Source organism: Bacteroides sp. DH3716P (assembly GCF_025914115.1).
In the GTDB taxonomy this organism is placed as follows: domain Bacteria; phylum Bacteroidota; class Bacteroidia; order Bacteroidales; family Bacteroidaceae; genus Bacteroides; species Bacteroides ovatus.
Map to the genome: position 1 here is coordinate 1,118,505 of NZ_CP083673.1, position 26,473 is coordinate 1,144,977.

Here is a 26,473-nt window from a genome sequence, read left to right on the forward strand (position 1 = left end):
TATTTGAGCTAATACTTAATACCTGATACTTAATACTTGAAATCAGCATCCTTTATGCGTCATGATGTCAAGCACCATTTTATCCGTTTCGTTCATGGCTTGCGAGCCGATCCTTGTCAGGTTGCGGATACTTTGATCTACATCTTCGTCGATAATTCCCTCTACGGAAGTCACACAACGGTCTTCCATTGCCATCATTGCAGATAATACGGCTGTCGAAACTCCGGTAGTTACTTTCAATGCACAACTCGGTTTTGCACCGTCACAAATCATTCCTGTCAGATTAGCAATCATGTTTTGAACGGCGAAGGCAACCTGATTGTAGTTTCCCCCCATCAACCAGGTGATTCCACAACTGGATCCGGTAGCAGCTACCACGCAGCCACACAAAGCTGACAGACGTCCTAAACTTTGTTTGATATATATAACAGTGAGATGGCTTAACATTAAAGCACGGATAAGTTCTTCTTCGCTCTTTCCGTTCTCTTCGGCAAAGACAACGACAGGGAGTGTAGCGGATATCCCCTGATTACCACTGCCGGAATTACTCATGACAGGAATCATTGCACCCGCCATCCGGGCGTCGCAAGCAGCTGATGTATAAGAGAGAATATGAGAAAATACGCTGTCACCCATCACTTTATGTTCGTAAGTTCCCCGAAGCATTTTACCTAAAGAATGTCCGTAATTACCTTTAAAGGCTTGCTCGGCAGCAGCTTTATTCAAACGGGCTGTATCAAGAATGAAACGAATCTCATCCAACGGAGCAGTCAGTGCAAAGTCATAGACTTTACGCAAGTTTAATTCGAGCGAAGCATCTTCCTCTTCCTCGCTGACTGTATGTTGCTTGTCGAGCAATGTCTGTTCATCTTTGGCTATATATATAAAGGTAGTATGCCCACCGGCAATGATAGCTTTAGCTGTTTTATCTCTCGCTTTACAAATCACTTCGATATAAAGCTTTTCCGTAATATCTTCTTTCAGAGAAATACAAATCCGTTTTTCTGCAATGAACCGTTTCCCCTGTTCCACTGCTTCCGGCGTACAGTCCCTCAACACCTCCAACTGATAGTCTGATTTGCCAATCAACGCACCTAAAGCCACAGCTATGGGAAGGCCTACCATACCCGTTCCCGGGATTCCGACTCCCATGGCATTCTTTAGTATATTAGCACTTAGCAAGACGTCTATCTTTTCCGGTTTCACTCCCAACGTTTCAGCAGCTTTAGCTACACAAAGCGCTACTGCGATAGGTTCCGTACATCCAATAGCCGGAATGACTTCTTTCTTAATCAACTCTATAATTTGCCTTCTTTCTGATTCAGTCATGGACTTATAAGTTTTGGTTCCACAAAAATAGGAAAATCTTTCTTTTCCAACATTCTATAATGAACAAATAAAATCTCATATTGTTATAAAATCTCCCATACACCAAACTTTAACAGAAAGAATTGATAGAAAAATGAAAGCAAAACACGTGATTCTCTATTTGCTACTGGCTATTGTTTCCTTTTCCTGTATCGGCGAAGAAGCTCTCAATGCAGAAGCAGACATATTAAGTTGCGCACTACCAGGAGTAGCCATGACAACCAGTCCTATTATTAACAATAATTCCATCACTATCTTCGTCGGTCCGGGAACTGATATTTCAGAACTTACACCTGAATTTACATTGACTCCGGGAGCTACAATTAATCCTCTTAGCGGTACGGAACGAAATTTCAATACTCCACAAGAATATACTGTTACAGCTGCCGATGGTGTTTGGAAGAAAACGTATATCATATCCGTTATCGACACGGAACTTGCCACGAACTATAATTTCGAAGATACGCTTGGCGGAAAGAAGTACTACATATTTGTAGAACGCGAAGGAGGTAAAGTCGTTATGGAATGGGCCAGCGGAAATGCGGGCTATGCCATGACCGGCGTAGCCAAAACTGCTGATGACTATCCCACTTTCCAAATAACGGACGGAAAAGCCGGCAAATGCCTTTCTTTAGTGACACGCAGTACCGGATTCTTTGGACAAATAGCAGGAATGCCTATCGCGGCAGGAAATCTGTTTATCGGTTCCTTTGATGTAAGCAATGCAATGAGTAATCCGCTTAAAGCAACTAAATTCGGTCTTCCTTTCCGGCATGTACCTACTTATCTGGCTGGCTATTATAAGTACAAAGCGGGAGATCAGTTTACAGAAGGAGGCAAACCTGTAAATGGGAAACGGGATATCTGTGACATATATGCCATCATGTACGAAACCAGCGAATCTGTTCCAACCCTTGACGGAACGAACGCATTTACCAGCCCAAACCTGATTTCAACAGCACGGATTAATAATGCCAAAGAAACGAACGAATGGACTTACTTTAAGCTTCCTTTCACCACTCTCCCCGGCAAATTCATAGATAAGGAAAAGCTAATGGATGGAAAATATAATATAGCCATAGTGTTCACCTCAAGTCTGGAAGGAGATCATTTTAACGGAGCAATCGGAAGTACGTTGCTCATTGACGAGGCCGAGTTAATCTATCACTCGGAAGATTAGTGGAACTAAATAACTTTATAACAACAAAAACGATGAAAATCTATCCGTATATATTCAGTTTACTAACCTGTATAGGAATAGCCCTCCCCGGCTATGCACAGGTTGATCGAAATGAAACACTGATCCGTTCCGCCCTTCACGGACTGGAATATGAGATAAAAGCAGGTTTCAGCATTGGCGGCACAGCCCCGCTTCCTCTTCCGGTGGAAATCCGTTCCATTGACGGATATAACCCGACATTAGCTATCAGTATAGGAGGTGAAGTGACCAAATGGATTGCCGTTCAGAACAAGCTCGGAATTATAGTCGGATTGCGACTTGAAAACAAAGCAATGACTACCGAAGCCACCGTGAAGAATTACAATATGGAGATTCTCGGGCAGGGAGGTGAAAGAATCAGCGGAGTATGGACAGGCGGAGTAAAAACCAAAGTACATACTGCCGGACTGACAATACCTCTGATGGCTACCTACAAACTAACCAACCGGTGGAACATCAAAGCCGGGCCTTATTTCTCCTATCTACTTTCAAGAGAATTTTCAGGACACGTATATGAAGGATATTTGCGGGAAGATGATCCTACCGGTCCGAAAGTAGAGTTTACCGACGGCAAAATTGCAACATACGATTTCTCGGACGATTTAAGACATTTCCAGTGGGGATTACAGGTAGGAGCCGGATGGCGAGCCTTCAAGCACCTCAATGTGTATGCCGATCTTACCTGGGGATTGAATGATATATTTAAAAACAATTTTAATACAGTCACTTTTGCCATGTACCCCATCTACTTGAATATAGGTTTCGGGTATGCTTTTTAAGTCCCGCTAGGCTCTGCCACCTGCTTCACTCCAGAGTAGGTTACTTTCACCGTCTGTTGCAATGCAGGCACTTTCACATTAATAGTCATGTCTGCATTTCCATCTTCTACAGCTCCCGTAACTGTTACAGGACAAGTACCCAAAGAGGCAGCATCTCCTTCAAATGTAAGATCTTGCTGTCCGGTGAATGTAGACACACCTTCCCCCTTTTTCACTTCACATTTATCAATGACAATATCTCCAAATTTTAATATCTGCTGGTTGATGAACAATTCAAAATCCTTCAGTTCAATCTTCACTTCCGTATTGCTGACCTGCGAGAGCGTGATAAACTTCTCTATTCCGTCGCCGATGACAATTTCCTGGTCAGAGCCATCCGGTATCATGGATATATCCAGATTTCCCCAATACGTTCCGATTACATCCGGAGCCGTTATCACAGCTTCCTCTTCAGGAGGATTCTCATTATTCTTGTTATCACTGTCGTCGTCATCACTGCTACAAGCAGCAAAGAGAGTAAGAGAACATACCAATGCCAATAAATACAATAGATTCTTTTTCATACGTCTTTGGTTTAGTTATTACAATAAATTCGTCCTTTATAAACTAAAAAGAAGAAAAAAGGTTCAATATGCTTCCTTTTTCGAAGTTATTTCGAGTTCGCAACTTTCTTACCGAAAACTTTGTTATATTTGCATATAGTAATTTTAAAAAAGCCACAACTATGTTTAATTCATTTGGCAATATCTTTCGACTCACAAGTTTCGGTGAGTCTCATGGAAAAGGAATTGGAGGAGTGATTGACGGATTCCCATCAGGAATTACCATCGACGAAGAATTTGTACAACAAGAACTAAATCGCCGTCGTCCGGGACAATCAATCCTTACCACCCCACGCAAAGAAGCTGATAAAGTAGAGTTTCTTTCAGGTATTTTTGAGGGGAAATCAACCGGGTGTCCTATCGGTTTTATCGTTTGGAATGAAAACCAACACCCCAATGACTACAACAATCTGAAAAATGTATATCGTCCTTCACACGCTGATTACACATACACGGTGAAGTATGGAATCCGTGACCATCGCGGCGGCGGACGTTCCTCTGCACGCGAAACGATTTCGCGCGTTGTAGCCGGTGCATTGGCTAAGCTGGCACTCCGCCAACTGGGAGTCAATATCACTGCCTATACCTCACAGGTAGGTCCTATCAAGCTTGAGGGTACTTACTCGGACTATAATTTCGACCTGATAGAAACCAACGATGTACGTTGTCCGGACCCTGAAAAAGCAAAAGAAATGGCAGACCTTATATATAAGGTAAAAGGTGAAGGCGATACCATCGGAGGTACACTGACCTGTGTCATTAAGGGATGCCCCATCGGATTGGGACAACCTGTTTTCGGTAAACTTCATGCTGCCCTGGGTAACGCCATGTTAAGCATCAACGCTGCCAAAGCATTCGAATACGGTGAAGGATTCAAGGGATTGAAAATGAAAGGTTCCGAACAGAACGATGTTTTCTATAACAATAACGGACGGATCGAGACGCACACCAATCACTCCGGAGGTATTCAGGGAGGATTGAGTAATGGTCAGGATATCTATTTCCGTGTAGTGTTCAAACCGATTGCCACGCTGCTGATGGAACAGGAAACTGTCAACATTGATGGCGTCGACACCACTCTGAAAGCACGCGGACGTCATGACGCTTGTGTATTACCTCGTGCCGTACCTATCGTAGAAGCAATGGCTGCCATGACCATACTCGATTATTACTTACTGGATAAAACGACGCAACTCTAATGAACGAGATTCAGAAATACATAGCGGCACACGAACCAAAGATGATGGATGACTTGTTCAGCCTTATTCGCATTCCCAGTATCAGTGCTCTGCCAGAGCACCACGACGATATGCTGGCTTGTGCGGAACGCTGGGCACAACTGTTATTGGAAGCAGGTGTGGACGAAGCATTGGTAATGCCCTCACAGGGCAATCCGGTTGTTTTCGCTCAAAAGATCGTGAACCCGGATGCAAAGACTGTATTAATCTACGCTCATTACGATGTGATGCCGGCCGAACCATTGGAACTCTGGAAAAGCGAACCGTTTGAACCGGAAATACGTGACGGACATATCTGGGCACGTGGAGCGGATGATGACAAAGGACAATCGTTCATTCAGGTGAAAGCATTTGAATATCTCGTCAAAAACGGATTACTGAAGAATAATGTGAAGTTCATCTTCGAGGGTGAAGAAGAAATAGGTTCACCCAGTCTGGAAGCTTTCTGCGAAGAACATAAAGAATTGCTGAAAGCAGACGTTATTCTGGTGTCGGATACGAGTATGCTAGGAGCTGAACTGCCCTCATTGACTACTGGTCTGCGCGGGCTGGCTTATTGGGAAATAGAAGTGACGGGACCGAATCGTGACTTGCATTCCGGACATTTCGGGGGTGCGGTAGCCAATCCGATCAACGCGCTTTGCCAGATTATTAGCAAAGTAACGGATGCCGACGGACGTATCACTGTTCCCGGATTCTACGATGATGTGGAAGAAGTGCCGCAAACCGAACGGGAAATGATAGCCCATATTCCTTTTGACGAAAAGAAATACAAAGAAGCAATCGGTGTAAAAGAGCTTTTCGGAGAAAAAGGATATAGCACATTGGAACGTAACAGTTGCCGTCCGTCTTTTGACGTATGTGGCATTTGGGGCGGATATACAGGAGAAGGTTCTAAAACCGTACTGCCTTCAAAGGCTTATGCTAAAGTATCTTGCCGGTTAGTACCGCATCAGGATCACCATAAGATTTCGCAAATGTTCGCAGATTATATTCTTAGTATCGCGCCTGATACAGTACAGGTAAAAGTGACTCCCATGCACGGGGGACAAGGATATGTGTGCCCGATTTCACTTCCTGCCTATCAGGCAGCAGAGAAAGGTTTCGAGATCGCTTTCGGGAAAAAGCCGTTGGCGGTACGCCGTGGCGGAAGTATTCCCATCATCTCTACTTTCGAACAGGTATTGGGAATCAAAACCGTATTGATGGGATTTGGACTCGAATCGAATGCGATCCATTCTCCGAACGAGAACTGCTCATTGGATATCTTCCGGAAAGGGATAGAGGCAGTCATAGAGTTTCATCAGGAATATGCCAGACGATAAAGCGGATAAATAACAATCAAGTTATAAACGATACATATAAAAGAGTGGTGAACAAGCTTGATTACAAGCATTTGTCCACCACTCTTTTATATATCTATCACACTGACAAATTACATGACCGGAGTCTCGAAAAGGAAGGTAAATGATTGGCTGTCTTTCAAATCCTTCACTGCATCACCTGCATAAATTTCGCCCTTTGTCAGAGACAGTTTCTTAATGCCGGCTTTCGGACTAAAATCAATTTTCTTCAAATCCAGCCAAAACAAATTCGGAGTCAGGGTAGATTCGAAATAATATACCTTATTCTTCTGATCGGATACGGAACGCCAACGGGTAGAAGATATATAAGGCTTCTCCGGTGTATTAATACCAAATGGCACGGAAACATTACGCATCACACTCAATACGCTGGAAACTGCAATCTTTGCATCCGCAATTTGGGGAATGGCATGAATGTAGAATGAAGCCCGTACAAAACGGTCGCTTGCCCGATTGGTTCCGGGTAACATCTGTAAGCCACCGATTTCTTTCCAGTAATCATTAATGGCCAACTGCTGTTCATATCGAGGAGAATTTGTCATCACCCGGTATTCTTTTCCTTCGTGAATACTTAATTTCCCATCCAGATATTCCAATACAGCCGTATTGCCTGTTTCATCGGTTATGGCCAGATGTAAGGTAGACTCCGGTCCTCCATTCGGCATACGGGGAGCATCAATGCGGAAAGTCTCCTTTTTCAATTCATCCACCGCTTCGCGTACCGTGGCAAAGTTATCAAGCACATACTGTGTCCAAATGCTGATGCCCATTGCCGGACGGGTATCGCCGGGAAGAGAGTAAATGGATTCCGGCAAGAAAAGCAGGCTAGCCACTAATCCTTTCTCGTTCATTCCGTCACAAGTACCTATATCATATCCTGTAGCAATCACACTTCCATATTTGGAAGTCCAGTTCACAGTTTTCTCTTTGTTATGTCCCATACGTTGGATACCACGCGGAAATACATAGATATTCGTCATGATATCTTCCTTCCAGTCCATTGTACGTCCTGTTATCACCATCTGGTCAGGGCCTATATACACTGCACGCGTACATGCTTCTACAGGCTGTATACTCATCAAAGAGACGGCAGCCAACACCAATGCAACTCCTGCTAATTTTTTCTTCATGTTCATTCTATTTAAATAATTGATCTTCTTATTTATAAATAACAAACGCGCCACGATTATTGCCTAAAAGAAAGAGGATTTTAATGAAAAAAAGGCATTTATTCAATGCAGGAAGAAATTTTGGGTTTTCAACGTATGAGGGTTATCATCACAAAGATCATTTCTTAGCGAAAAATATTAAATAAATTTAAGTGTTACTATTGCAGTCATTGCTACTTTAGTTCGTCCAATAAATAAACATACAATTATCATGATAAAAGGGTACACCAAACAAACTATAATCATTTGCTTTCTATTACAAGGAATCGCATTATCAAGCAGAGCGCAAGAACAACAAATGTGGCAACGATACCACGATAAATGTCGAAGAGAAGCAAGTATTATTGACACTCTCCCCTCCAAATTGGAAAAAGCCTTGCATTGGTCGCCGACAATAAATAAAGAACAAAAAGAGGTTATACGCTATATACTATGGAATATGGTTTATGTGGAAGGTGGTACAGCCAATCTCGGAGACAACAACAACTATCCCGTGGATGTAGCCTCTTTTTTCATCAACCGATATGAAGTTAGTCAGGATGAATGGTATGTCATTATGGGAGAAAATCCTTCTAACCAACACAGACGTAACTATCCGGTAGACCAAGTCAATTGGTTCAACGCTCAACGATTTACCCAAAAACTTTCTCAATTAAGCGGTCTACCCTTCCGTCTCCCCTTCGAAGCAGAATGGGAATATGCAGCACGTGGGGGACTAAAAACCAAGAATTTCATCTATGCCGGCAGCAATAATGCAGAACAGGTTGCCTGGTTTAGAGAAAAATATTACAATACTTACGTATCCAAAGAAACAGGAACGAAGAAGCCCAACGAACTGGGACTTTATGACATGAGTGGAAACGTATATGAATGGTGCATGGACTGGTATGACAGAAAGGTTCCTTTTACCGGAAACATCGCTCCGGTTATAAGCGAAAAAGATACGCATAAAGTGTTGCGTGGAGGTAGTTATTATACCTTCGAGAAATATTGTAAAGTCACCAGCCGCTACGGAGTTAACCCGCAACGATGGGATATTGATTACGGATTACGGTTGGTAATGTCACTACCAAATTAAAAGAGGAGCATATTATTCACTGTATTATTTTAGCTCCTCATTGTTCTAAATACTGTTATTATATACAAATGTCAAGTCGACTTATTGATCGGCCAGTTTATAGAGTTCATATCCTCCCAATGCCAGTACATAAGGCAGATTAAGAATAACGTCGGCATCCTTCTCTACCTCTTCGGGGTACTTTTGCAGCAATTCGTTGAAAGGCATAATGAGAGGATGTTGCAAGAAAACCTTATCTTTCACCTCGGCACGTCTCCAACCAGCTACCGTACGTTCGGCATTCCATCGGTATTTCTCCATGCGCACCAGTAGATACAAAACTTGAGACGGTAGATTCTCATTGAACATAGATCCGGATATGCGTGCCGGCGAACGGTCGCTCCGCTTAATACCGTAGCCTAGCGTACGACAAAATACACTATAGGCATCCAGTTGATAGCGGTTAGCCCAACGTAACGGCTCGCTCAATTTGTTCCACAGAAACTGTGCCTGATGATTCATCAAAATGAAATCGGCAGAGTGGTTGCCATAAGATTCATACATCTTCTTCAACACCTCTTTCTGCTTGAGGCTTTCATCTGTATAGCAGCAATCGTAGAGGTAATTCACATACAAAGCCAGTTTATCCTGCAAGATATTTTTCTTCATCCCCCTATCTACCATACCAAACACCTTGACATAACGATAACGCCCTTGCTCATCGTCCACTATCGACGACAAATCGTTATTGAAATCCTGACGGATAAGTACACGACATTGATGCTGATAAACCTCATGCGGCAAGTTGAGTCCTAATGAGAGACTCAAATCGGGATCATGCACGCAAATAGCCACTGTAAGCATACAGTGTTTATTTTGTGCCCATTGTTGTAGACGGGTGCGCATAGCAGTACTACAAATGTCGTCATGGCAATATTCTACCTCAATATCGCCTATCTGACTCTCTATATAAGGAAATTGAGCTTTGAAGTAGTCTTTCTGTGATTCCATCTCTCGATCTACTAAAGTGATGTGGGTACGTATGCGCTCATCTGTCGGCAGACGGTCATCGTAATTGGCATAATGGCAGATACGTAGTGCTTCAAGCAGCAACGAGCGTCCCATCCGATTGAATCCCACAATAACCAGATGCACATAGTCTTGACTAGTAGCAGTCCAGTTTCCATCAGGTTGTTGCGTTATGCTTATGGGGCGATAGTCTAGCGGATCATAATATCTTTCACTATCGGCAGCATAGAGACTCCATAGTTGCCGGGCCAAATTCTCGTGGAGGTTAAAGGGACGGAAAAAAATATTAGGTTTCCCCTCAATGCAAAACACCTCCGGCGGCAGATTCATTTTCTGTATGTTAGAGTACGAAGGGATACTGTCGAACTGCACATATACAGGCATCACCTTGCCATCGGAACATTTGCCACGCAGAGCACTCACCAAATGCACAATCGCTATATTTTTAGCATCGCGTCCGCAACGTTCTTCATCACCCAGTACATACACTTCACTCGCGCTCGCTATGTTCAACCGCTGAAGTTCTTCGATCGACTCAATGTTGCCAAAGTAAACAAGCACTTGCCGCTCTATTTCGACGGGCAAGGCAGACTGTATGCGATGGCGTACCGTTGCCGCCTCTATACCGCTCATCAGCAAGATACGTGCCGAAGGACATTCGTTATATAGTTCGCGTATCATATTGATAGTTAGTTCATTGAAGCCTATCAATACATAGTGTTGAGTTATGTTGCGGTAAGTCATTCGCCCCGTGTTTACCACATCCACACGCCGCTCTATAATGTTGGAAATGGTAGAGATGAGCACACCGCCCAATAAAATGGATCCCGAAAAGCTAACAATTCCCAGCAATAGCCTGCTGGACCAAGCTGTCTCGTTCATTTGGTTACCAGGATCCACAAAGTTGTTGTACACCACCCAGAGCCTTTCGCCCCATTCCTCATGTCCATACAATTGGATAGAAAAGAACATCACGATGATAAAGAAGATAGCCAGCACCGTAGCAATAGTAACGAGTAACAGGGTGAGCTGCGACTTGATACCTCCCGAAATGGTGCGATCCATATACTCTTGTGAGAATATCTTCTTGTAGTAGTTTATAAAACGGTTCATGCTTATAACTTATTGATAGCAAAACATACAAGTCCTGCCCATATTGTGTACATTTCGAGCTATTTGTTCTGATAATCGTACCATATCATGCACCAATACCATATAATCCGTATCAATGGGATTTGGTTGACAGTCGTGTTTCATAAATAGAATATTTAGAGTTGTGTACAAATATAGTATTTTTCAACAAATCAAATAGTTTTTCACTTAACTATTTTCAGCAGTGTACTTTACCTTGTTATCGTATGGCAGTATATAAAATGAAATTCACCAGTACAAGAAGACATTAATCGCAAGATAACAGCTATGGAACGAAGTAAAATTCGTATAAAAATGGAGTAAGATATTCTACTTCCATCAAATAATATCTCCATAACCTTTATTGTATCTAAGATTATTCAGTGCATAGATTTAAGATTTTCTATGCAGAAACTAAGAATCTTTTATGCACTCGAGTAGTCGTCACGTTACAACGGGACAATGGTCACCTTATAGAATGACTAATGTCACTTTATAAGGTGACCATCTATCTCTGAAAGGATGAAAATCACTAAAGATACAAAATAAATCAGTAAAAAGCAATAGTAAGATAGGAAATTTGCCTGGAATGCAAACGCACTTAATTTATCTCAGTACAGCATAATAAAGAGACCGCATTCATATCATGCAGATTAAATCTAACCTGCTAATTGCAGCACCTCCATCTCTCACTCTCTTCGTGATATGACGGACTTTTTACTTCCAATTATCTTATCCCTTTTCTATTAGAAATTTTTCCGGAAAGTACATCCATTTCTCCATTCCGAACATCCGTAAGCGGTTTTTCCTTTAATAATAATTCCCTTACCACAAAGCGGACATGGCTGACCTACAAACGTATCTACATCACCTGTAGCAGAAGGAATTGAAGCAGGAGTAGTAACCGGAGCCGGAGAAGGTGCCGAATTAGAACTCACTTCACTTGCCGCTTTTTCTGTTTTTGGTTTCTTTTCTTTCGGTGTACTTGGTTTTCGTTCACGCTTTTTAGGCTCTTTCTTTGCTTTCTCTTCGGCTTTTGCAGCTACTGCATCCTGAATAGTAATGCGTCGGTTTGTATTATCAGAAAGTACACTCATCACTATTTCCGAAACCATCTGTTTCAGTTCTTCGAGAAACTGGCGGGCATCGTATGTCTTCTTTTCAATTTCGCGAAGCTTCTTTTCCCAAATACCTGTCAGTTCCGCCGATTTCAATAATTCTTCGTGAATGAGCTGCACCAACTCCACTCCTGTCGGGGTGGCAATCAGGTTCTTTCTCTCCTTACGGATATAATTTCGTTTGAACAGTGTTTCAATGATGGCAGCACGGGTAGACGGCCGGCCGATACCATTCTCCTTCAAGGCATCACGAAGTTCATCATTATCCACCAGTTTTCCGGCTGTTTCCATTGCACGGAGCAGTGTTGCTTCGGTATAAGGTCTGGGCGGCTGTGTCCATTTCTCGTTCAAGTCGGGAATGTGAGGACCACTTTCACCCTTCACAAAGGTAGGGAGTACATTTTCATCCTCTTCCTCTTTTTCTTCAGTAGGATCTTTTACGTCCTTTGCAAACACGACACGCCATCCCGGTTCCAGGATTTGTTTTCCGGTTACCCGGAATTCTATCTTATCCACTTCGCCCATGACGGTAGTAGTAGAAATCTTACAGTCCGGATAGAATACGGCTATAAAACGACGGGCTATCAAGTCATAGACACGACGTTCCATATCCGTCAGGTTTTGAGCATAGACTCCGGTGGGGATAATGGCGTGGTGATCCGTCACCTTCGAGTTGTCAAATACCTTTTTCGATTTAGGAAGTGTAGTGCCGGCTAACGGAGCCGTCAAGACTTCGTAATCACGGAGTCCTTTCAGGATAGCGGGACATTTCGGGTAAATATCATCACTCAAGAAAGTAGTATCAACACGCGGATAGGTAGCTACCTTCTTCTCATAAAGAGACTGAATCAGTTTCAGCGTTTCATCAGCCGAATAAGCGAATTTCTTATTACATTCTACCTGAAGAGAAGTCAAGTCGAACAAACGTGGGGCAAACTCTCTCCCATCTTTCTTGCCAACACTAGTGACTACAAACGGAAGATCCTTTATGCGTTCTACCAATGCCTCGCCTTCTTCCCGGTTAGCAATAGGGTCGATACCCGGATTATCTATTTTCTTTTTTCCACCGTTCTTTTCTTCTTCCGCAGCAATTTCTTCATCACTTTTGCGGATAAGTGCGGAAAAAGTGGTATCCCGATAGTTGGTTTTCAGTTCCCAGTATTGCTTGGGTTCGAAATTAGCTATTTCCAACTGACGGTTGACAATCAGTGCCAGAGTCGGTGTCTGTACACGACCGATAGAGAGTACCTGTTTATTTTGACCGTATTTAATGGTGTAAAGACGGGTGGCGTTCATCCCTAATAGCCAGTCACCCATCGCACGAGAAAGTCCGGCTTCATAGAGTGACTGAAAATCTGTCTGATCTTTCAGCTTCGCAAACCCTTCCCGGATAGCTTCTTCTGTCAATGAAGAAATCCACAGACGTTTCACCGGACAGCGTGCACCTGCTTTCTGCATCACCCAACGCTGAATCAATTCTCCCTCTTGCCCGGCATCACCGCAGTTGATGATTTCATCTGCGTTCTGCATCAGTCCCTCGATAATGTGGAATTGTTTTTCGTAGGTAGGATTCTCTATCAACTTGATGCCGAAACGTGGAGGAATCATTGGCAGGCTACCTAAATTCCATGATTTCCAGTTAGGCGTGTATTCATGCGGCTCTTTCAGGGTACAAAGATGCCCGAATGTCCAGGTCACCTGGTATCCGTTTCCTTCTATATATCCTTCTTTTCTGGTATGAGCGCCGAGTACTTCGGCTATATCGCGTGCTACTGATGGCTTTTCGGCTATGCAAACTATCATTTTTTCTCTTCTTGTTTTTACACTAACAGCTTACAAAGTTACACGATTATTTCTCATTGACCGCATGAAGAGAGAAAAAAGTCCATAAAGGCATAGATCGGAGAAAGAATGATAACTTCAACTGAATAGTTTTCAAGATGTACCGCTTTCTCCTTTTTTATACCACTCCATTTGATGTTTGATAAGCTATATAATGAAGCTGCACAGTTCTACACACGATATGTGCATAGCTCTGTGCAGCCTCTCTATAACGTTTCTATTTTAAACCGGAGAAATCACAAAAAAGAGGATAATGTGTAGAAGCAACGGTCACATCTACTCCCGACAGACTTTCTATCACATCAGCCTGTGTCACATTTACGTTGTGACTCTTCAAAGACACGATAAAGTCAAGGCGACGTTTCTTACCACTGACTTCGGTAGACTTATCGGCACTAAGAAGATTCCAGTTACTCTTCACCATTTGGAAAAATTCGCTTTCCAAGTCGCCCTCATTGAAGTATCCTAACAAGAATGCAGGTTTATTATAGGCAGACAGTTTCGTTTCTAACGTTTGAAGGGCCTCTATACGCTTTGCCATATCCGTATCGAAGTTGGTACTGGCTACTACAAACTTTTCATATTCCACTACCATGGCTGCACGCATCTCGCTCTTTCCCGCCATTTGGTATCTGTCTACACTTACAGGTTCTTCTTTTGTCAGTATACCAACACCGAATTCACCGCCTTTATAATCAATGGCTTTAGCAAAGTAATCATACATATTTGCTTTCTGTGCCAGTACGTTCAACTGGTCGATACCTTCCGAACGTTCCGTCTCCTTATCCAGTCCCTGCAAGCAGACAATATCCGCATTCATTTTGGCGATAATACGTCCTGTCCGGTCGTAATCAATCACGCCATCTGTACCTTTACAATAGGTCAGGAAATAGTTACCTATGCGCAGGTCACCTTCTGCCTTCGGATATTCTTCAAGTCCGGTCGGCTTCTTAAAATCACAATAAAGTGGATAATGGTCGGAAGTTATTGCTACGTTGACACCATCCAGGTTGTATATTACATTCGATTTTACCACAGTGGTAGGTGGAGTTTTCAAAGTAACGACAAAATCAATCCGTTTGGTAGCCTGTCCGGTAGGAAAAGTGTTTTCTGTAGAACTGACAACCTCCCATTCTTTCTTCAGTTCCGTAAAGAATGTGCCATTCATCAAGTCCTCGTTAAAGTCACCAGCCATATAAACCACTTTATTATATGTTTTGGCAAGGTCTGTGAGCTGTTTTGCAGATTCAACTCTATTATTCTCTTCCAAAGCCAAGTGGGTGGAGATAACTACATAGTTCTCAAATTCGGCTATGGCAGCAGAACGGAGTTCGGCACCGGGAAGGGGATAAGTCTTCGTGCTGATCGGCGTCCCTTTGAACAAAAGGCCATTACCGTATTCACCACCCTGGTAAGCGATTGACTTACTAAAATAGTAATTCATGCCTGTTTTATCCGCCAAGGTTTTCAGTTGGTCGACTTTATTACTGCGGGTAGTCATGTAGTCCACTTCCTGCAGGCAAACGACATCGGGTTCCATTCCGTTGATAACAGCGGCTGTCCTGTCATAATTAATCACGTCATCGTTACCGGCACAATGCCTTATATTAAAGGTCAACACTCTAAGGTTCCCCTCCCCTTTCGGATAAGTATAGGAAACTTCCTGTTTACCGTAAGGTATCATATTATCGAATTTAGAGTTGTCCATGTCGTCGGCACAGGACAAGTTGGCAAACACGGTTGCCAAAAGACATATATAAGAAATCATATTTTTCATAAGAATTTATATTTCTGAATCTAATTAATTAAAGTTCAATCCGTCATTCCAACCGGGATTCTGTGTTATCACACCATTGGACAAAGTACGTTCGCTGATAGGAACAGGGTACAAATAATCTCTGTCTTCATTCCATTTCTTGGTAATCAGACTATGACAGATGATATAACCACTTTCGCCATTCGACAAGCGAATCTGCTCGCCGATCTCTAAATATAAAGGTACATTTCCGGCAGGTTTTGTTCCTACGTAGAAACAGACATCATCCGTACCGTCTTTATCTAAATCGTAAGTTCCGGGCCCGGGAACATAGATTCCCAGCAGATCGTTCTCAAATAGTTTACCTTCTTTCCAACGCATGATGTCGTAATAACGGAAACCCTCCATTGCCAGTTCGATGGTTCGTTCGCGACGGATTTCAAGGATTACTCCCTGATTGGCTCCTTTCACATTCGGATAACCTGTGGCGGCACTCATCAAATACGGGTCGGGTTTTGAATTTGCCAGTTCCATATCCAGATTAGTCATTCCTACCCTGTCTCTAAGTAATTTAATAGATTTATTGATGTCGGCTTGCTTCAAAGTGCCTAGTTCGGCTTTTGCTTCTGCAAAATTCAGATACACCTCTGCCGTGCGGAACAGGGGAATATCGTTGCACGATTTATTATATTCATCGTAGTTAGCCGTCATCGAATATTTTATCAGGTGATATCCGGTCATAGTATAAGCCAGGTTCGGGGCTTCTTTCTTTGTACTTCCGATTCTCGTATATCCAGGGGTACGAATGGTTTGTGCCAGTCGTGGATCCCGATTCTGACATTCCTGATCGAATGTCATCGTTTCATAACCGGCTTTATCCGTGAAACGGCTTCCGTCCGCCATCAGATAAGAATTCACAATCTTCTTGTTCATTCCCGGACGTCCCATTGTGGTGGAGTTCTCATAATTCTGCACATTATGAAGCACAGAAAGAGAAGCTTCATAGTCACGCCCGAAAATCACTTCATCCGCTTGTAGATTTATGGAAGCGAATAAATCCCTGTAAGGTGTGCTGCCCGATTTATAGAGTGTATATCCGCTTTCGTTCATAAAGGTTTCAGAAGCCGAGACACAAGCATTCAGGTATTTTTCACAATCCTCCAGTCCATGATATTTGCGGAAAGTACCCTCAAACAGGCAGACACGGGATTTCAGTGCCAATGCCGTCCACCGGGTCAGTACATACGCATTCTTCGTTTTCGGAAGATTGGCTATCGCAAAATCCAGGTCCTCCAGCATTTTCTGCATGACAAATTCACGTGAGTCCCGGGCTTTATACAATTCGGGATCATCCGAGTCGAGTGCTTTGTCATACCAGGGAATATCGCCATATCTCTTCACCTTCTCAAAGTAGAAATAAGCTCTGAAAAAACGGGCAACACCATCGTAACGGTTACGGGCATTCACTTCCGTGCAGTTATGGGAATACTGCAGATAGAAATTAATATCGCGAAGTGCCGTAAAATTCCAACCGTTTCCTTCATCGGGTATGATGCGCTGTCCGGACATTTCGAGCATCAAGTCGGACTTGACAATCAAATCGGACGACTCGGAATAAATATCGACAGCGGACGGAACCAGATTGTTATAAAACTGATTCGTAAATAATCGCAACTCATCTTCAGTCTTGAAATATACATCCGGATACAGGCGGTCTTTGGGTGTCTTATCCAACCAATCGTCGCAAGACACGAAAGATATCGCCAACGCGAACAACCAAGATACTATATAAACAGGTTTCATAATTCAAATATTAGTTAGTTTAAAAAGTTACGTTCACTCCAAAAGAATAGGTCTTTGACCAGGGATACAACTTTGCGTTACCATTTGCCGATTGGATGGAATTTTCTGCCGATGCTTGTTCCGGATCAATGTAGTCGCTCTTTAGCGGAGAGAAGGTAAACAGATTCTCACCACTGAAATAGATATGCAGGCGTTCTATCTTTACCTTCTTCGTCCATACGGCGGGAATCGTATAGCCTACTGTGATATTCTTCACTCTGCAATAAGCCAGATTCTGCAAATAACGGTCGTTCACCACTCCCAAAGAACGGTTATTGCCGAGGGCAAGATACCCTATCGGACGTGGGAAATAAGCATCGGGATTTTCCGGGCTCCATACCTGGCTCAAGAAATCGCGTGGAATGAACGATGAATACGGACGAGCGTATGGTCCCCAAAAGAATACAGAATTAGTACCCGGATACCAGTCTTGATGTCCTACTCCCTGAAGATAGATGGAGAAGTCGAATCCATACCAGTCGAAACCACCTTGAATACTGTATGTATAGCGCGGCAATGAGTTTCCGATTATTTTGCGGTCGCCCGGATCATCTGCCGTGTTCGAGCCGGAAGATATTGTATGGTCGCCGTCCAAATCAACAAATTTCATATCACCGGCGTGAAGTCCCGGATTCACCTGCGCTGTATTGATAACGAAGTTGACTGCTGTTTGGTCGACGTTATAGTTTGCCGCTTCTTCGTCTGTCCTGAAAAGTCCGTCTACTACATATCCCCAGATATCTCCCAATTTCTGACCTACATAATAATCACTCAATATCTTGGAAGGATTATCGAATTTGGTTATTTCCGATGTATTATCTGCCAAGCCTACGGACAGGTTATAACGGAAAGGTTTGTTTGCCAGTTTGAAAGCATCATTCCAAGTCAGCATCAATTCCCAGCCTTTGGTACGCAAGTTGGCTGCATTTTGCTTGGGCTCGTTGGCTCCATAAGCACCGGGAAGCTTTTTGCCGGAAGTTTGCATACCTTTAGTATCACGAACATAGGCATCGGCAGTCAGGTTCAGGCGGTTGTTCAGGAATCCGAGATCCAGTCCTACGTTCCAAGTCGAAACGGTTTCCCAGGTCAGGTCGGCGGAATTCGGGTCGGAGACACTTGCATAAGAGCCTTTCTTCTGATCGCCAAAGATATAATTCATTGTACCGTTGGTATTAATGGTTTGGATATAATCGTAATATCCTACCTGCTGATTTCCTAACGAACCGTATGAGAGACGCAATTTCACATTATCAATATTCTTCTTTAAATTCCCGAAAAACGGTTCTTCACTGATTCTCCATCCTACGGAAGCCGAGGGGAAGAAACCGAAACGGTGTCCGCTTCTGAAACGTGAACTTCCGTCATAACGTCCGCTTGTCTCAAATAGGTAACGACCTCCTTTATAGGAGTAATTAAGACGATAAAATGCTCCCAAAAGCGCATATTCATTCTGTCCGCCGGACATAGTCATCGCATCTCCGACTGCCAGATTTAAGTCATTCAAGTCATCGGAGAGCAAACCCTGGCGGGAGACTTTGATATCTTTCAGACGCTTGGTTTCATAATTGTAACCTGCCATGATTTTTATCTGATGGTCGGCAATATCCAGCATATAATCACCATAAACATTGAAAGCCTGATACCAATGATTGGTCTGTGTTTCCTTCAACTGATTCACACCGCTTCCGGTAGTCAGATAGGATATCTCACCCGGATATTTGGAATATGGTACATTTACTGTTCTGTTCATGGTCTGATAGTTATAGTGCAGGTAGCTGTAGTTTGCACGGACATTCAGGTTCTTCATTACATTGAAACTTGCTTCGAAAGTCGTGGAAAACTCATATCGCTGGTCTTCATTCTTATGTTTTCCATAAGCAAGGATAGCTCCCATGCCATCCAAAACAGCAGAATTGCTCAACGAAGTCAGATACACCGCACTGCCATCCGGATTAATGGGTACAAAGCTCGCCAGTGCATGATTCACCGCAGTATTGAAGTTGTTATTAATACCCGATAATCCCGGATAAGAGTAACTATTATAATGGTACTTCGTGTTATTGCTGATTGTCAGTCGTGGAGTGATCTTTGCCGAGATTTTACTTCTGAAATTATACACCTTGTATTTATCAGGATTCTGTCTGAAGATACCCGTTTGGTCAACTGTATTTCCTGATAAATAATAGTTCAACTTTTCATTTCCCCCACTGACACTGATATTGTGCTCCCACATCGGTCTGTTTTTACGATAAAGATAATTATACCAGTCGAAGTTACCGTAATAGACGTATGTATCTCTTCCGTCACGTTGGTCGGTAACTACCCAGGGACGTTCGGGATTCTCCGTTTTATCATTCCGGCGCAACCAAAGCTGGCGGTAGTCTTCTTCCGTATAGTTGGTATAAGGCTTTCCGTTATAATTGGTATAAAACAAGTCGTTGATGCCTGCCGAATAATATCCCCTGGTTTCAAAATCAGTAGAAGTCGTCTGATTGCTCCATGAATATCTTCCATCATACGAAACGGTAGTCTTGCGGGCGGAGCCTTCCTTGGTAGTCACGAGGATAACACCATAAGAAGCACGAGCCCCGTAAATAGCGGCCGAAGATGCATCTTTTAATACGGAAATGGAAGCGATGTCATTCGGATTCAAGCGGTCGATATCCCCTTCTATTCCGTCAATCAGCACTAATGGCGATGCATTGCCACTGATAGAATTCACACCACGGATATTGATAGTTGCCGAAGCTCCCGGATACCCAGACCCAAAAGTTACATTCATATTGGGCACAGTCCCTTGCAACATCTGTGAGGCTCTCGGCACGGGTCTGTCTTCCATCGCTTTACTGTCTACTACTGCAACAGCTCCCGTCAGGTTTATTTTCTTTTGAGTACCGTAGCCTACCACCACCACTTCTTCCAGCGTAGCCGTATCCTCCCGGAGTATTACTCTCGAAGATTTCTGCAAGTCGGAGACTTTAATTTCTTTCTTCTCAAATCCAATATAGGACACAACGACTAGGGCATTGGCCGGAACCGAAGATAATGTAAATTCACCATCCAAATTCGTGATCGTTCCCATAGACTGTCCCATCACCTGTACACTGGCACCGATTACCGGGTCACCGTTCACATCGACCACTTTCCCCTTAACCCGATGTAAAGGCTGCGATGGGACGGCAGTAGTATTACGTTCTGTTTTCTTTGTGATGATAATCATCCGGTTTTGTAGTTTATACTCTACATCCTTATCCAAAACAGTAGCAAGCACATTATTAACAGTTGCCTGCTGAAAGGAAGCCGTTATCTTCTTGTTTTCATTAACCTCGTCCGTTTTATAGATAATGGAGTACTTCGTCTGCCGCTCAACTTCTTTCAATACCGCCTTCAGCGGCTCATTTTTAAAGACCTTTGTAACTGTCTGCGCCCGTAGTGACTGGACGCCCAAACACAACAGAATCAGGAGAAACAGTCTAAAAAATGAGTTTCTTCGGTCATTCATAATTTTATCAATTAAGTTGTTACAATTTAAAGTGATTTATATTTAAGGATATATATATTCGATTGTAGTATTTCTCTGAATCGCTTCTATAAGATAAAACAACTCATCATTCATCTGCCCAACCCCTATAAAAGCAAAAAAGCAGATTATTTCTGCTTTTTTGTATCGACTGGCTTTATTTATTCAGACCACTGGAATATCGGATAACCGTTCGTTCCTTTTTTCCAAAGATTCGGATTCCAGGCTACGATGATATTCCCCAGTTCTTCCGCTGACTTCGCCACTCCGTGAAAAGTTGTTCCCGTGGCTGATGATTCGTCTGATGCGGTAATCGTTTTTTCATTCACTTTGAGTACAATACTTTCGCAGGCGTAACAATTCTCATAACTGCCTAATGAAGCAGAGACCCCAACAATGCGTCCTACGGTTGACGAAGCATCCACTCCGGTCAAGTTACTCCATGCTGCGCTGTTCTTGATAGCAATGTCACAACTTTTGTCGATTTGTCCCAAAATACCGCCTACGCCTCCTTTAGTTGCACTGACTGCTCCGTATGCATAGCAGTTCTCAATAAATCCGCCGACACCTACTTTCCGTCCGGCAATACCGCCTGCTTTTCCGCCACTTGCCGCCTGATCGCTGACCGTTGCATTTGAATAACAGTTCTTTATATAACTTTCTTGCCCATCATAGCTATTTGCCAATACACCGGCTATTCCACCTGCCGCACCAGAACCGATTACTTCGCCGGTCGTATAGCAGTTCACAATTCTTCCTGTCTTATTTCCGTTACCTTTATCTTTAAGTCCGAGATAACCGGTAATAATTCCAATCCCCTGCCGAGCAGATGATACAGAAGCATTCACAAAGCCCACATTACGACAATCACCGCACAATACTCCGAAGAAACTTGGATAATCACCGGCAGAACATTTGAAGTTCTTAATGACATGGCTGTCTCCGTCAAAATCTATTTCATAAGGAAAATCACCGGAACCATTCAACGACTGCCAGTCATCAATGCCTGCCATATCAATATCAGCACCTAACTGGAAATAAACTTTCATTCCCGATTTCAACACACTACGCATATTTCTGATCTGCGTAGCATTCATTATCATATAAGGTTTGCTGTCCGTTCCGTTTCCTTTCTCGAACAAACCGCCGGCACCGTCTCCGTCACCATCACTATTTCCGTCATCCGTTTCCGTTTTTTCGAACGGAACACGAGTGTATGAGTCCAAAGGATTAGGGTCAGAACACGAGATTGCAACAGATGCCATCATCAACAGCATCCCAAATCTGCCTATTTGAGTAATATTCATACTTGATTTCTTTACAATTAAACATTGAGTTCTTATCTTATATATATATCCTTTTCCTTATATTCTACTTTGATAGGTATGATTTCTTTCAGTGCATCCATTACATCTACGATTGTCTCTTTATTACGCAACGAAACACGGAACTTCATATCGCCCAATTTCTCCGACTCTAACTGAATATGCACATCGTACTGACGTGAAAGCTTCTTCACCATCTCTCCTAACGTAATGTCATCATATTCAATCCTGTCTTCCGCCCACGCCATTGCCTGACGTGCATTTACTTTCTTTCCTTTCAACTGTCTTGTTACCAAATCCAAAGAAATAGATTCTCCCGGAGACATCCGTATCTGATCTTCTTTATAATTCAACTCTACTGCTCCTTCCAGCAAGGTGGTTGTTATATACGAATCGTCTGAATAGGCAGATACATTAAATTTCGTACCTTTTACCACCACATCATATTCATGCGTCTTTACTGTAAATTGCTTTCCATTCTGTTTAGTCACCTCAAAATACCCCTCTCCTTCCAGCTCCACCACCCGGTCGGCTGTATTAAAATGATTCGAATATCTTAATACGGAACCTGCATTCAGCCATACAACTGTACCATCCGAAAGCTGTATCTTACTCTTATCCCCCAACGGAGCTTCGCAAACAAAAAAAGTCTTTGGCGTAAACAAGTAAATAGCCTGTTGAATACCCAACGTAGTACCGACAATCAATGCTATAACGGCAGCGATACGGGCTATCTTCCATATACCAGGTTTCGACTTTTTCAATAACGGGACAATCGCTTCCTGCGTATACATCTTATGCTTCAAAGCTTCCCATTCGGCATCTGTCTCCGAATCGGTATTCCGGTGATTCATCCATTCTCTCTCCCATTGACGGAACCTGCCATAGCCACCTTCCACCTGTTCGATATATTCGAACAGATTCTTTTCGTCAGCTCTTGATATGCGTCCTTCAAAATACTGAATAGCCAATTCACGGATATTTTCTTCTTGCTTCATTATATTCACTTTCTATAAGATGTAACAACCCATATTTCTTTTACCCAACCTCTGAAACAAAAAAAGCAGAAAAAAACTTTCCTGCTTCTTATTCTTTATATAATCGAAGAGTGCATTGATTATTTCTGCTCCATCATCAGCCATGCCAATATCACTATATACAGATCCACCGGATAGCGTTCGCTGAAATGCCGGGAGAAATATTGCAAAGCCCTTGCTATATGCTTTTCGACTGCTGTGGTAGATATTTGTAGTTTTTCTGCGATTTCTCTGTTCTTCAATCCCCTGAAACGGCTTAACAAAAAAATCTCACGCGACCTGTCCGGCAACTGATTAAGCACAAGGGCAATCTGCTCCTGCAATTCCTTGTATAATAATTTATGTTCTGCATCCTGCATAAAGTCTGCATAGTAGAGTCTTTCTTCCCCATCCACCTTTGCCAGGTACTCCACCCGGTACTTTTCAACAATCGAGCGATGCTTCAGATAATTTAGACATCCATTGCGGACCATAGAAAAAAGAAGAGAAGTAAGTGAGAAGGCAGATAACATTTCGCGACGTTCCCAAAATCGTAAGAAACACTCTTGAATAATATCACGAACCGTTTCTTCATCTTCTATAAAACGAATAGCATACCCTCGCAAACGAGGATAATAACTCTTGAACAGAAACTCAAAAGCTGCATTATTGCCTCTTTTCAGCTCTCCCAATAATTGTTTATCATCCATGAAATCTACCATAGTTTAGAAATTTATGCGCAAAGGTACGGGTCAACAGTTAACAAAGTGATGACAATATTATGAATATTTTTTCAATAAATCAAATTTGAGGTACTTTTTTATAAAACGCCAAAAAGGAAGTTTTCAATAATAGGATACAAAAAAAGGGTCAGTAACTGACCCTTTTTTCTATTAATTCATGGTTTCCCACTTATTGCATATACAATCTGTCAATAAGAAAGTTTTCCTTATTCTTCATCCATTAGGATTTCCAGAATCTGACAAGCAGCTTTCGCTACCGGAGTACCCGGACCGAAGATAGCAGCTACACCTGCCTTATACAAGAAATCGTAATCTTGTGCAGGAATAACACCACCGGCAATCACTACAATGTCTTCGCGACCCAGTTTCTTCAGTTCTTCAATAATTTGCGGAACCAATGTCTTATGTCCGGCAGCCAGTGAAGAAACACCTACTACATGAACGTCGTTTTCAACAGCCTCGCGAGCAGCTTCCGCCGGAGTCTGGAACAACGGTCCCATATCCACATCGAAGCCACAGTCAGCATAACCGGTTGCTACGACTTTAGCACCACGGTCGTGACCGTCCTGTCCCATCTTTGCAACCATGATACGAGGTTGACGCCCCTCTTTCTTCGCGAACTTCTCGGCCAGTTCACAAGCACGTTTGAAGTCGCTATCGTTTTTACTTTCTGATGAATACACGCCTGATATCGTTCTAATTATTGCTTTATAACGTCCTACTATCTGTTCGCAAGCATAAGAAATTTCACCCAATGTTGCGCGAACACGAGCTGCTTCCACAGCCAATTCCAACAAGTTACCCTTGCCAGTCTTCACACATTCGGTAATTGCTGCCAATGCTTTGTCCACTTCAGCCTGATTACGTCCATCTTTCAAACGTTTCAGGTTTTCAATCTGTTCAAGACGAACGGCTGTATTATCAATTTCAAGAATATCAATCGGAGCTTCTTTTTCCAGACGATACTTGTTCACACCGACAATTGTCTGCTGACCACTGTCGATACGAGCCTGTGTACGTGCAGCAGCTTCTTCGATACGCATCTTTGGAATACCTGTTTCGATAGCTTTCGCCATACCACCCAGTTTTTCAATTTCCTGAATATGCTCCCAAGCCTTGTGTGCCAGTTCGTTCGTCAGAGATTCTACATAGTAAGAACCACCCCATGGGTCAACGTTCTTGCAGATGTAAGTTTCTTCCTGAATGTAAATCTGTGTATTACGTGCAATACGTGCAGAAAAATCTGTTGGAAGAGCAATAGCCTCATCCAATGCATTGGTATGCAAAGATTGAGTATGCCCCAAAGCTGCAGCCATAGCCTCAATACAGGTACGTCCTACGTTATTGAACGGATCCTGTTCGGTCAGTGACCAGCCGGAAGTCTGCGAGTGAGTACGCAACGCCAGTGATTTCGGGTTCTTCGGATTGAATTGTTTCACAATCTTTGCCCACAACATACGTGCAGCACGCATCTTGGCTATTTCCATAAAGTGATTGGTTCCAATCGCCCAGAAGAAAGACAGACGCGGTGCAAATGCATCAATATCAATGCCTGCTGCCGTTCCTGCACGAAGATATTCCAAACCATCGGCCAATGTATAAGCTAACTCGATATCCGCGGTTGCGCCTGCTTCCTGCATGTGATAACCGGAGATAGAGATAGAGTTGAACTTAGGCATCTTCTGCGAAGTGTATTCGAAAATATCAGAAATAATCTTCATAGAGAATGCAGGCGGATAAATATAAGTATTACGCACCATGAATTCTTTCAGAATATCATTCTGGATAGTACCGGCCATTTCTTCGAGTTTAGCACCTTGTTCCAGACCGGCATTGATATAGAATGCCATAATCGGAAGTACAGCTCCATTCATTGTCATAGACACAGACATCTTGTTCAATGGGATACCATCGAACAGCACTTTCATATTTTCCAATGAACAGATAGATACACCGGCTTTACCTACGTCACCCACTACACGTTCGTGATCGGGGTCATAACCGCGGTGAGTAGCTAAGTCGAATGCCACTGACAAACCTTTCTGACCGGCAGCCAAATTACGGCGATAAAATGCATTTGATTCTTCGGCGGTAGAAAATCCGGCATACTGGCGGATGGTCCAGGGACGAAGAGTGTACATTACTGAATACGGACCGCGCAGATAAGGAGGAAGTCCGGCAGCATAGCCAAGGTGTTCCATTCCTTCGAGGTCTTCTTTTGTATAAACAGGCTTCACTTCAATGTGTTCCGGTGTTTTCCAGTCAGCGGAGATACCGTTAGCCTTTTGCCATTCAGCACCATTAGTCGGCTGAAATGCGGCATATATATCGATGTTTTTAAAATCTTTTCTCATC

17 protein-coding genes are annotated in these 26,473 nt (G+C 43.0%); 5 read left to right on the plus strand and 12 right to left on the minus strand.

The annotated features are described in order from the left end of the window. Positions 1-42 precede the first annotated feature (42 nt). Complete coding sequence (locus KQP79_RS03915) at positions 43-1,329, minus strand: serine dehydratase subunit alpha family protein (protein WP_004312413.1); 1,287 nt, start codon at positions 1,327-1,329, stop codon at positions 43-45. Between the two features lie 133 nt (positions 1,330-1,462). Between KQP79_RS03915 and KQP79_RS03920 the strand changes: the two genes are divergently transcribed. Both KQP79_RS03920 and KQP79_RS03925 read left to right on the plus strand, forming a co-directional pair. Further along, positions 1,463-2,548 carry a PCMD domain-containing protein gene (locus KQP79_RS03920; protein WP_022199492.1) on the plus strand — a complete coding sequence of 362 codons (1,086 nt, stop codon included), beginning with the start codon at positions 1,463-1,465 and terminating at the stop codon, positions 2,546-2,548. A 32-nt stretch (positions 2,549-2,580) separates the two neighbouring features. Then, entirely contained in the window at positions 2,581-3,366 is a 786-nt protein-coding gene (locus KQP79_RS03925; protein WP_004312411.1) for a porin family protein, read from the plus strand. On the opposite strand, the gene KQP79_RS03930 is transcribed toward KQP79_RS03925, so the two are convergent. Beyond that, complete coding sequence (locus KQP79_RS03930; RefSeq protein WP_004312410.1) at positions 3,363-3,929, minus strand: calycin-like domain-containing protein; 567 nt, start codon at positions 3,927-3,929, stop codon at positions 3,363-3,365. The genes KQP79_RS03925 and KQP79_RS03930 overlap by 4 nt on opposite strands. A gap of 161 nt (positions 3,930-4,090) precedes the next feature. Here KQP79_RS03930 and aroC point away from each other — a divergent pair, with 161 nt between their 5' ends. Then, the gene (aroC, locus tag KQP79_RS03935) at positions 4,091-5,167 is read left to right on the plus strand and encodes a chorismate synthase (RefSeq protein WP_004306728.1); all 1,077 of its coding nucleotides are present in this window, start codon (positions 4,091-4,093) and stop codon (positions 5,165-5,167) included. Further along, positions 5,167-6,531, plus strand: coding sequence for a dipeptidase (locus KQP79_RS03940; protein ID WP_004299465.1), 1,365 nt, complete (start codon positions 5,167-5,169; stop codon positions 6,529-6,531). The genes aroC and KQP79_RS03940 overlap by 1 nt, the downstream gene beginning before the upstream one ends. A gap of 110 nt (positions 6,532-6,641) precedes the next feature. On the opposite strand, the gene KQP79_RS03945 is transcribed toward KQP79_RS03940, so the two are convergent. Next, entirely contained in the window at positions 6,642-7,700 is a 1,059-nt protein-coding gene (locus KQP79_RS03945; protein WP_022199491.1) for a linear amide C-N hydrolase, read from the minus strand. A 250-nt stretch (positions 7,701-7,950) separates the two neighbouring features. On the opposite strand from KQP79_RS03945, the gene KQP79_RS03950 reads away from it, so the two are divergent. Then, positions 7,951-8,817 carry a formylglycine-generating enzyme family protein gene (locus KQP79_RS03950; protein ID WP_061448597.1) on the plus strand — a complete coding sequence of 289 codons (867 nt, stop codon included), beginning with the start codon at positions 7,951-7,953 and terminating at the stop codon, positions 8,815-8,817. An 81-nt stretch (positions 8,818-8,898) separates the two neighbouring features. Here the strand turns inward: KQP79_RS03950 and KQP79_RS03955 are convergent, their stop codons facing one another. The 9 genes from KQP79_RS03955 to scpA all read right to left on the minus strand — a co-directional run bounded on the left by KQP79_RS03955 (position 8,899) and on the right by scpA (position 26,472). Next, positions 8,899-10,938: a hypothetical protein gene (locus tag KQP79_RS03955; protein ID WP_061448596.1), complete on the minus strand. Its 2,040-nt coding sequence runs from the start codon at positions 10,936-10,938 to the stop codon at positions 8,899-8,901. A gap of 764 nt (positions 10,939-11,702) precedes the next feature. After that, complete coding sequence (locus tag KQP79_RS03960; RefSeq protein WP_022199129.1) at positions 11,703-13,877, minus strand: DNA topoisomerase 3; 2,175 nt, start codon at positions 13,875-13,877, stop codon at positions 11,703-11,705. 256 nt (positions 13,878-14,133) lie between these two features. Then, positions 14,134-15,693, minus strand: coding sequence for an endonuclease/exonuclease/phosphatase family protein (locus tag KQP79_RS03965; protein ID WP_061448595.1), 1,560 nt, complete (start codon positions 15,691-15,693; stop codon positions 14,134-14,136). Between the two features lie 24 nt (positions 15,694-15,717). Beyond that, positions 15,718-17,475 (minus strand): RagB/SusD family nutrient uptake outer membrane protein, encoded by a 1,758-nt coding sequence (locus tag KQP79_RS03970; protein WP_022199127.1) that lies wholly within the window; start codon positions 17,473-17,475, stop codon positions 15,718-15,720. Positions 17,476-17,494: 19 nt separating this feature from the next. Continuing rightward, entirely contained in the window at positions 17,495-21,016 is a 3,522-nt protein-coding gene (locus KQP79_RS03975) for a SusC/RagA family TonB-linked outer membrane protein (protein ID WP_022199126.1), read from the minus strand. Positions 21,017-21,195: 179 nt separating this feature from the next. Beyond that, a complete protein-coding gene (locus KQP79_RS03980; protein ID WP_022199125.1) occupies positions 21,196-22,341 on the minus strand; it encodes a hypothetical protein in 1,146 nt (381 codons plus the stop codon). Positions 22,342-22,373: 32 nt separating this feature from the next. Next, the gene (locus KQP79_RS03985; RefSeq protein ID WP_004299446.1) at positions 22,374-23,357 is read right to left on the minus strand and encodes a FecR family protein; all 984 of its coding nucleotides are present in this window, start codon (positions 23,355-23,357) and stop codon (positions 22,374-22,376) included. 119 nt (positions 23,358-23,476) lie between these two features. Next, complete coding sequence (locus tag KQP79_RS03990; protein WP_004312400.1) at positions 23,477-24,097, minus strand: RNA polymerase sigma-70 factor; 621 nt, start codon at positions 24,095-24,097, stop codon at positions 23,477-23,479. A 227-nt stretch (positions 24,098-24,324) separates the two neighbouring features. Beyond that, on the minus strand, positions 24,325-26,472 hold the full coding sequence (scpA, locus tag KQP79_RS03995) for a methylmalonyl-CoA mutase (protein ID WP_004299440.1): 2,148 nt from the start codon (positions 26,470-26,472) through the stop codon (positions 24,325-24,327). Between the last annotated feature and the right edge of the window lies 1 nt (position 26,473).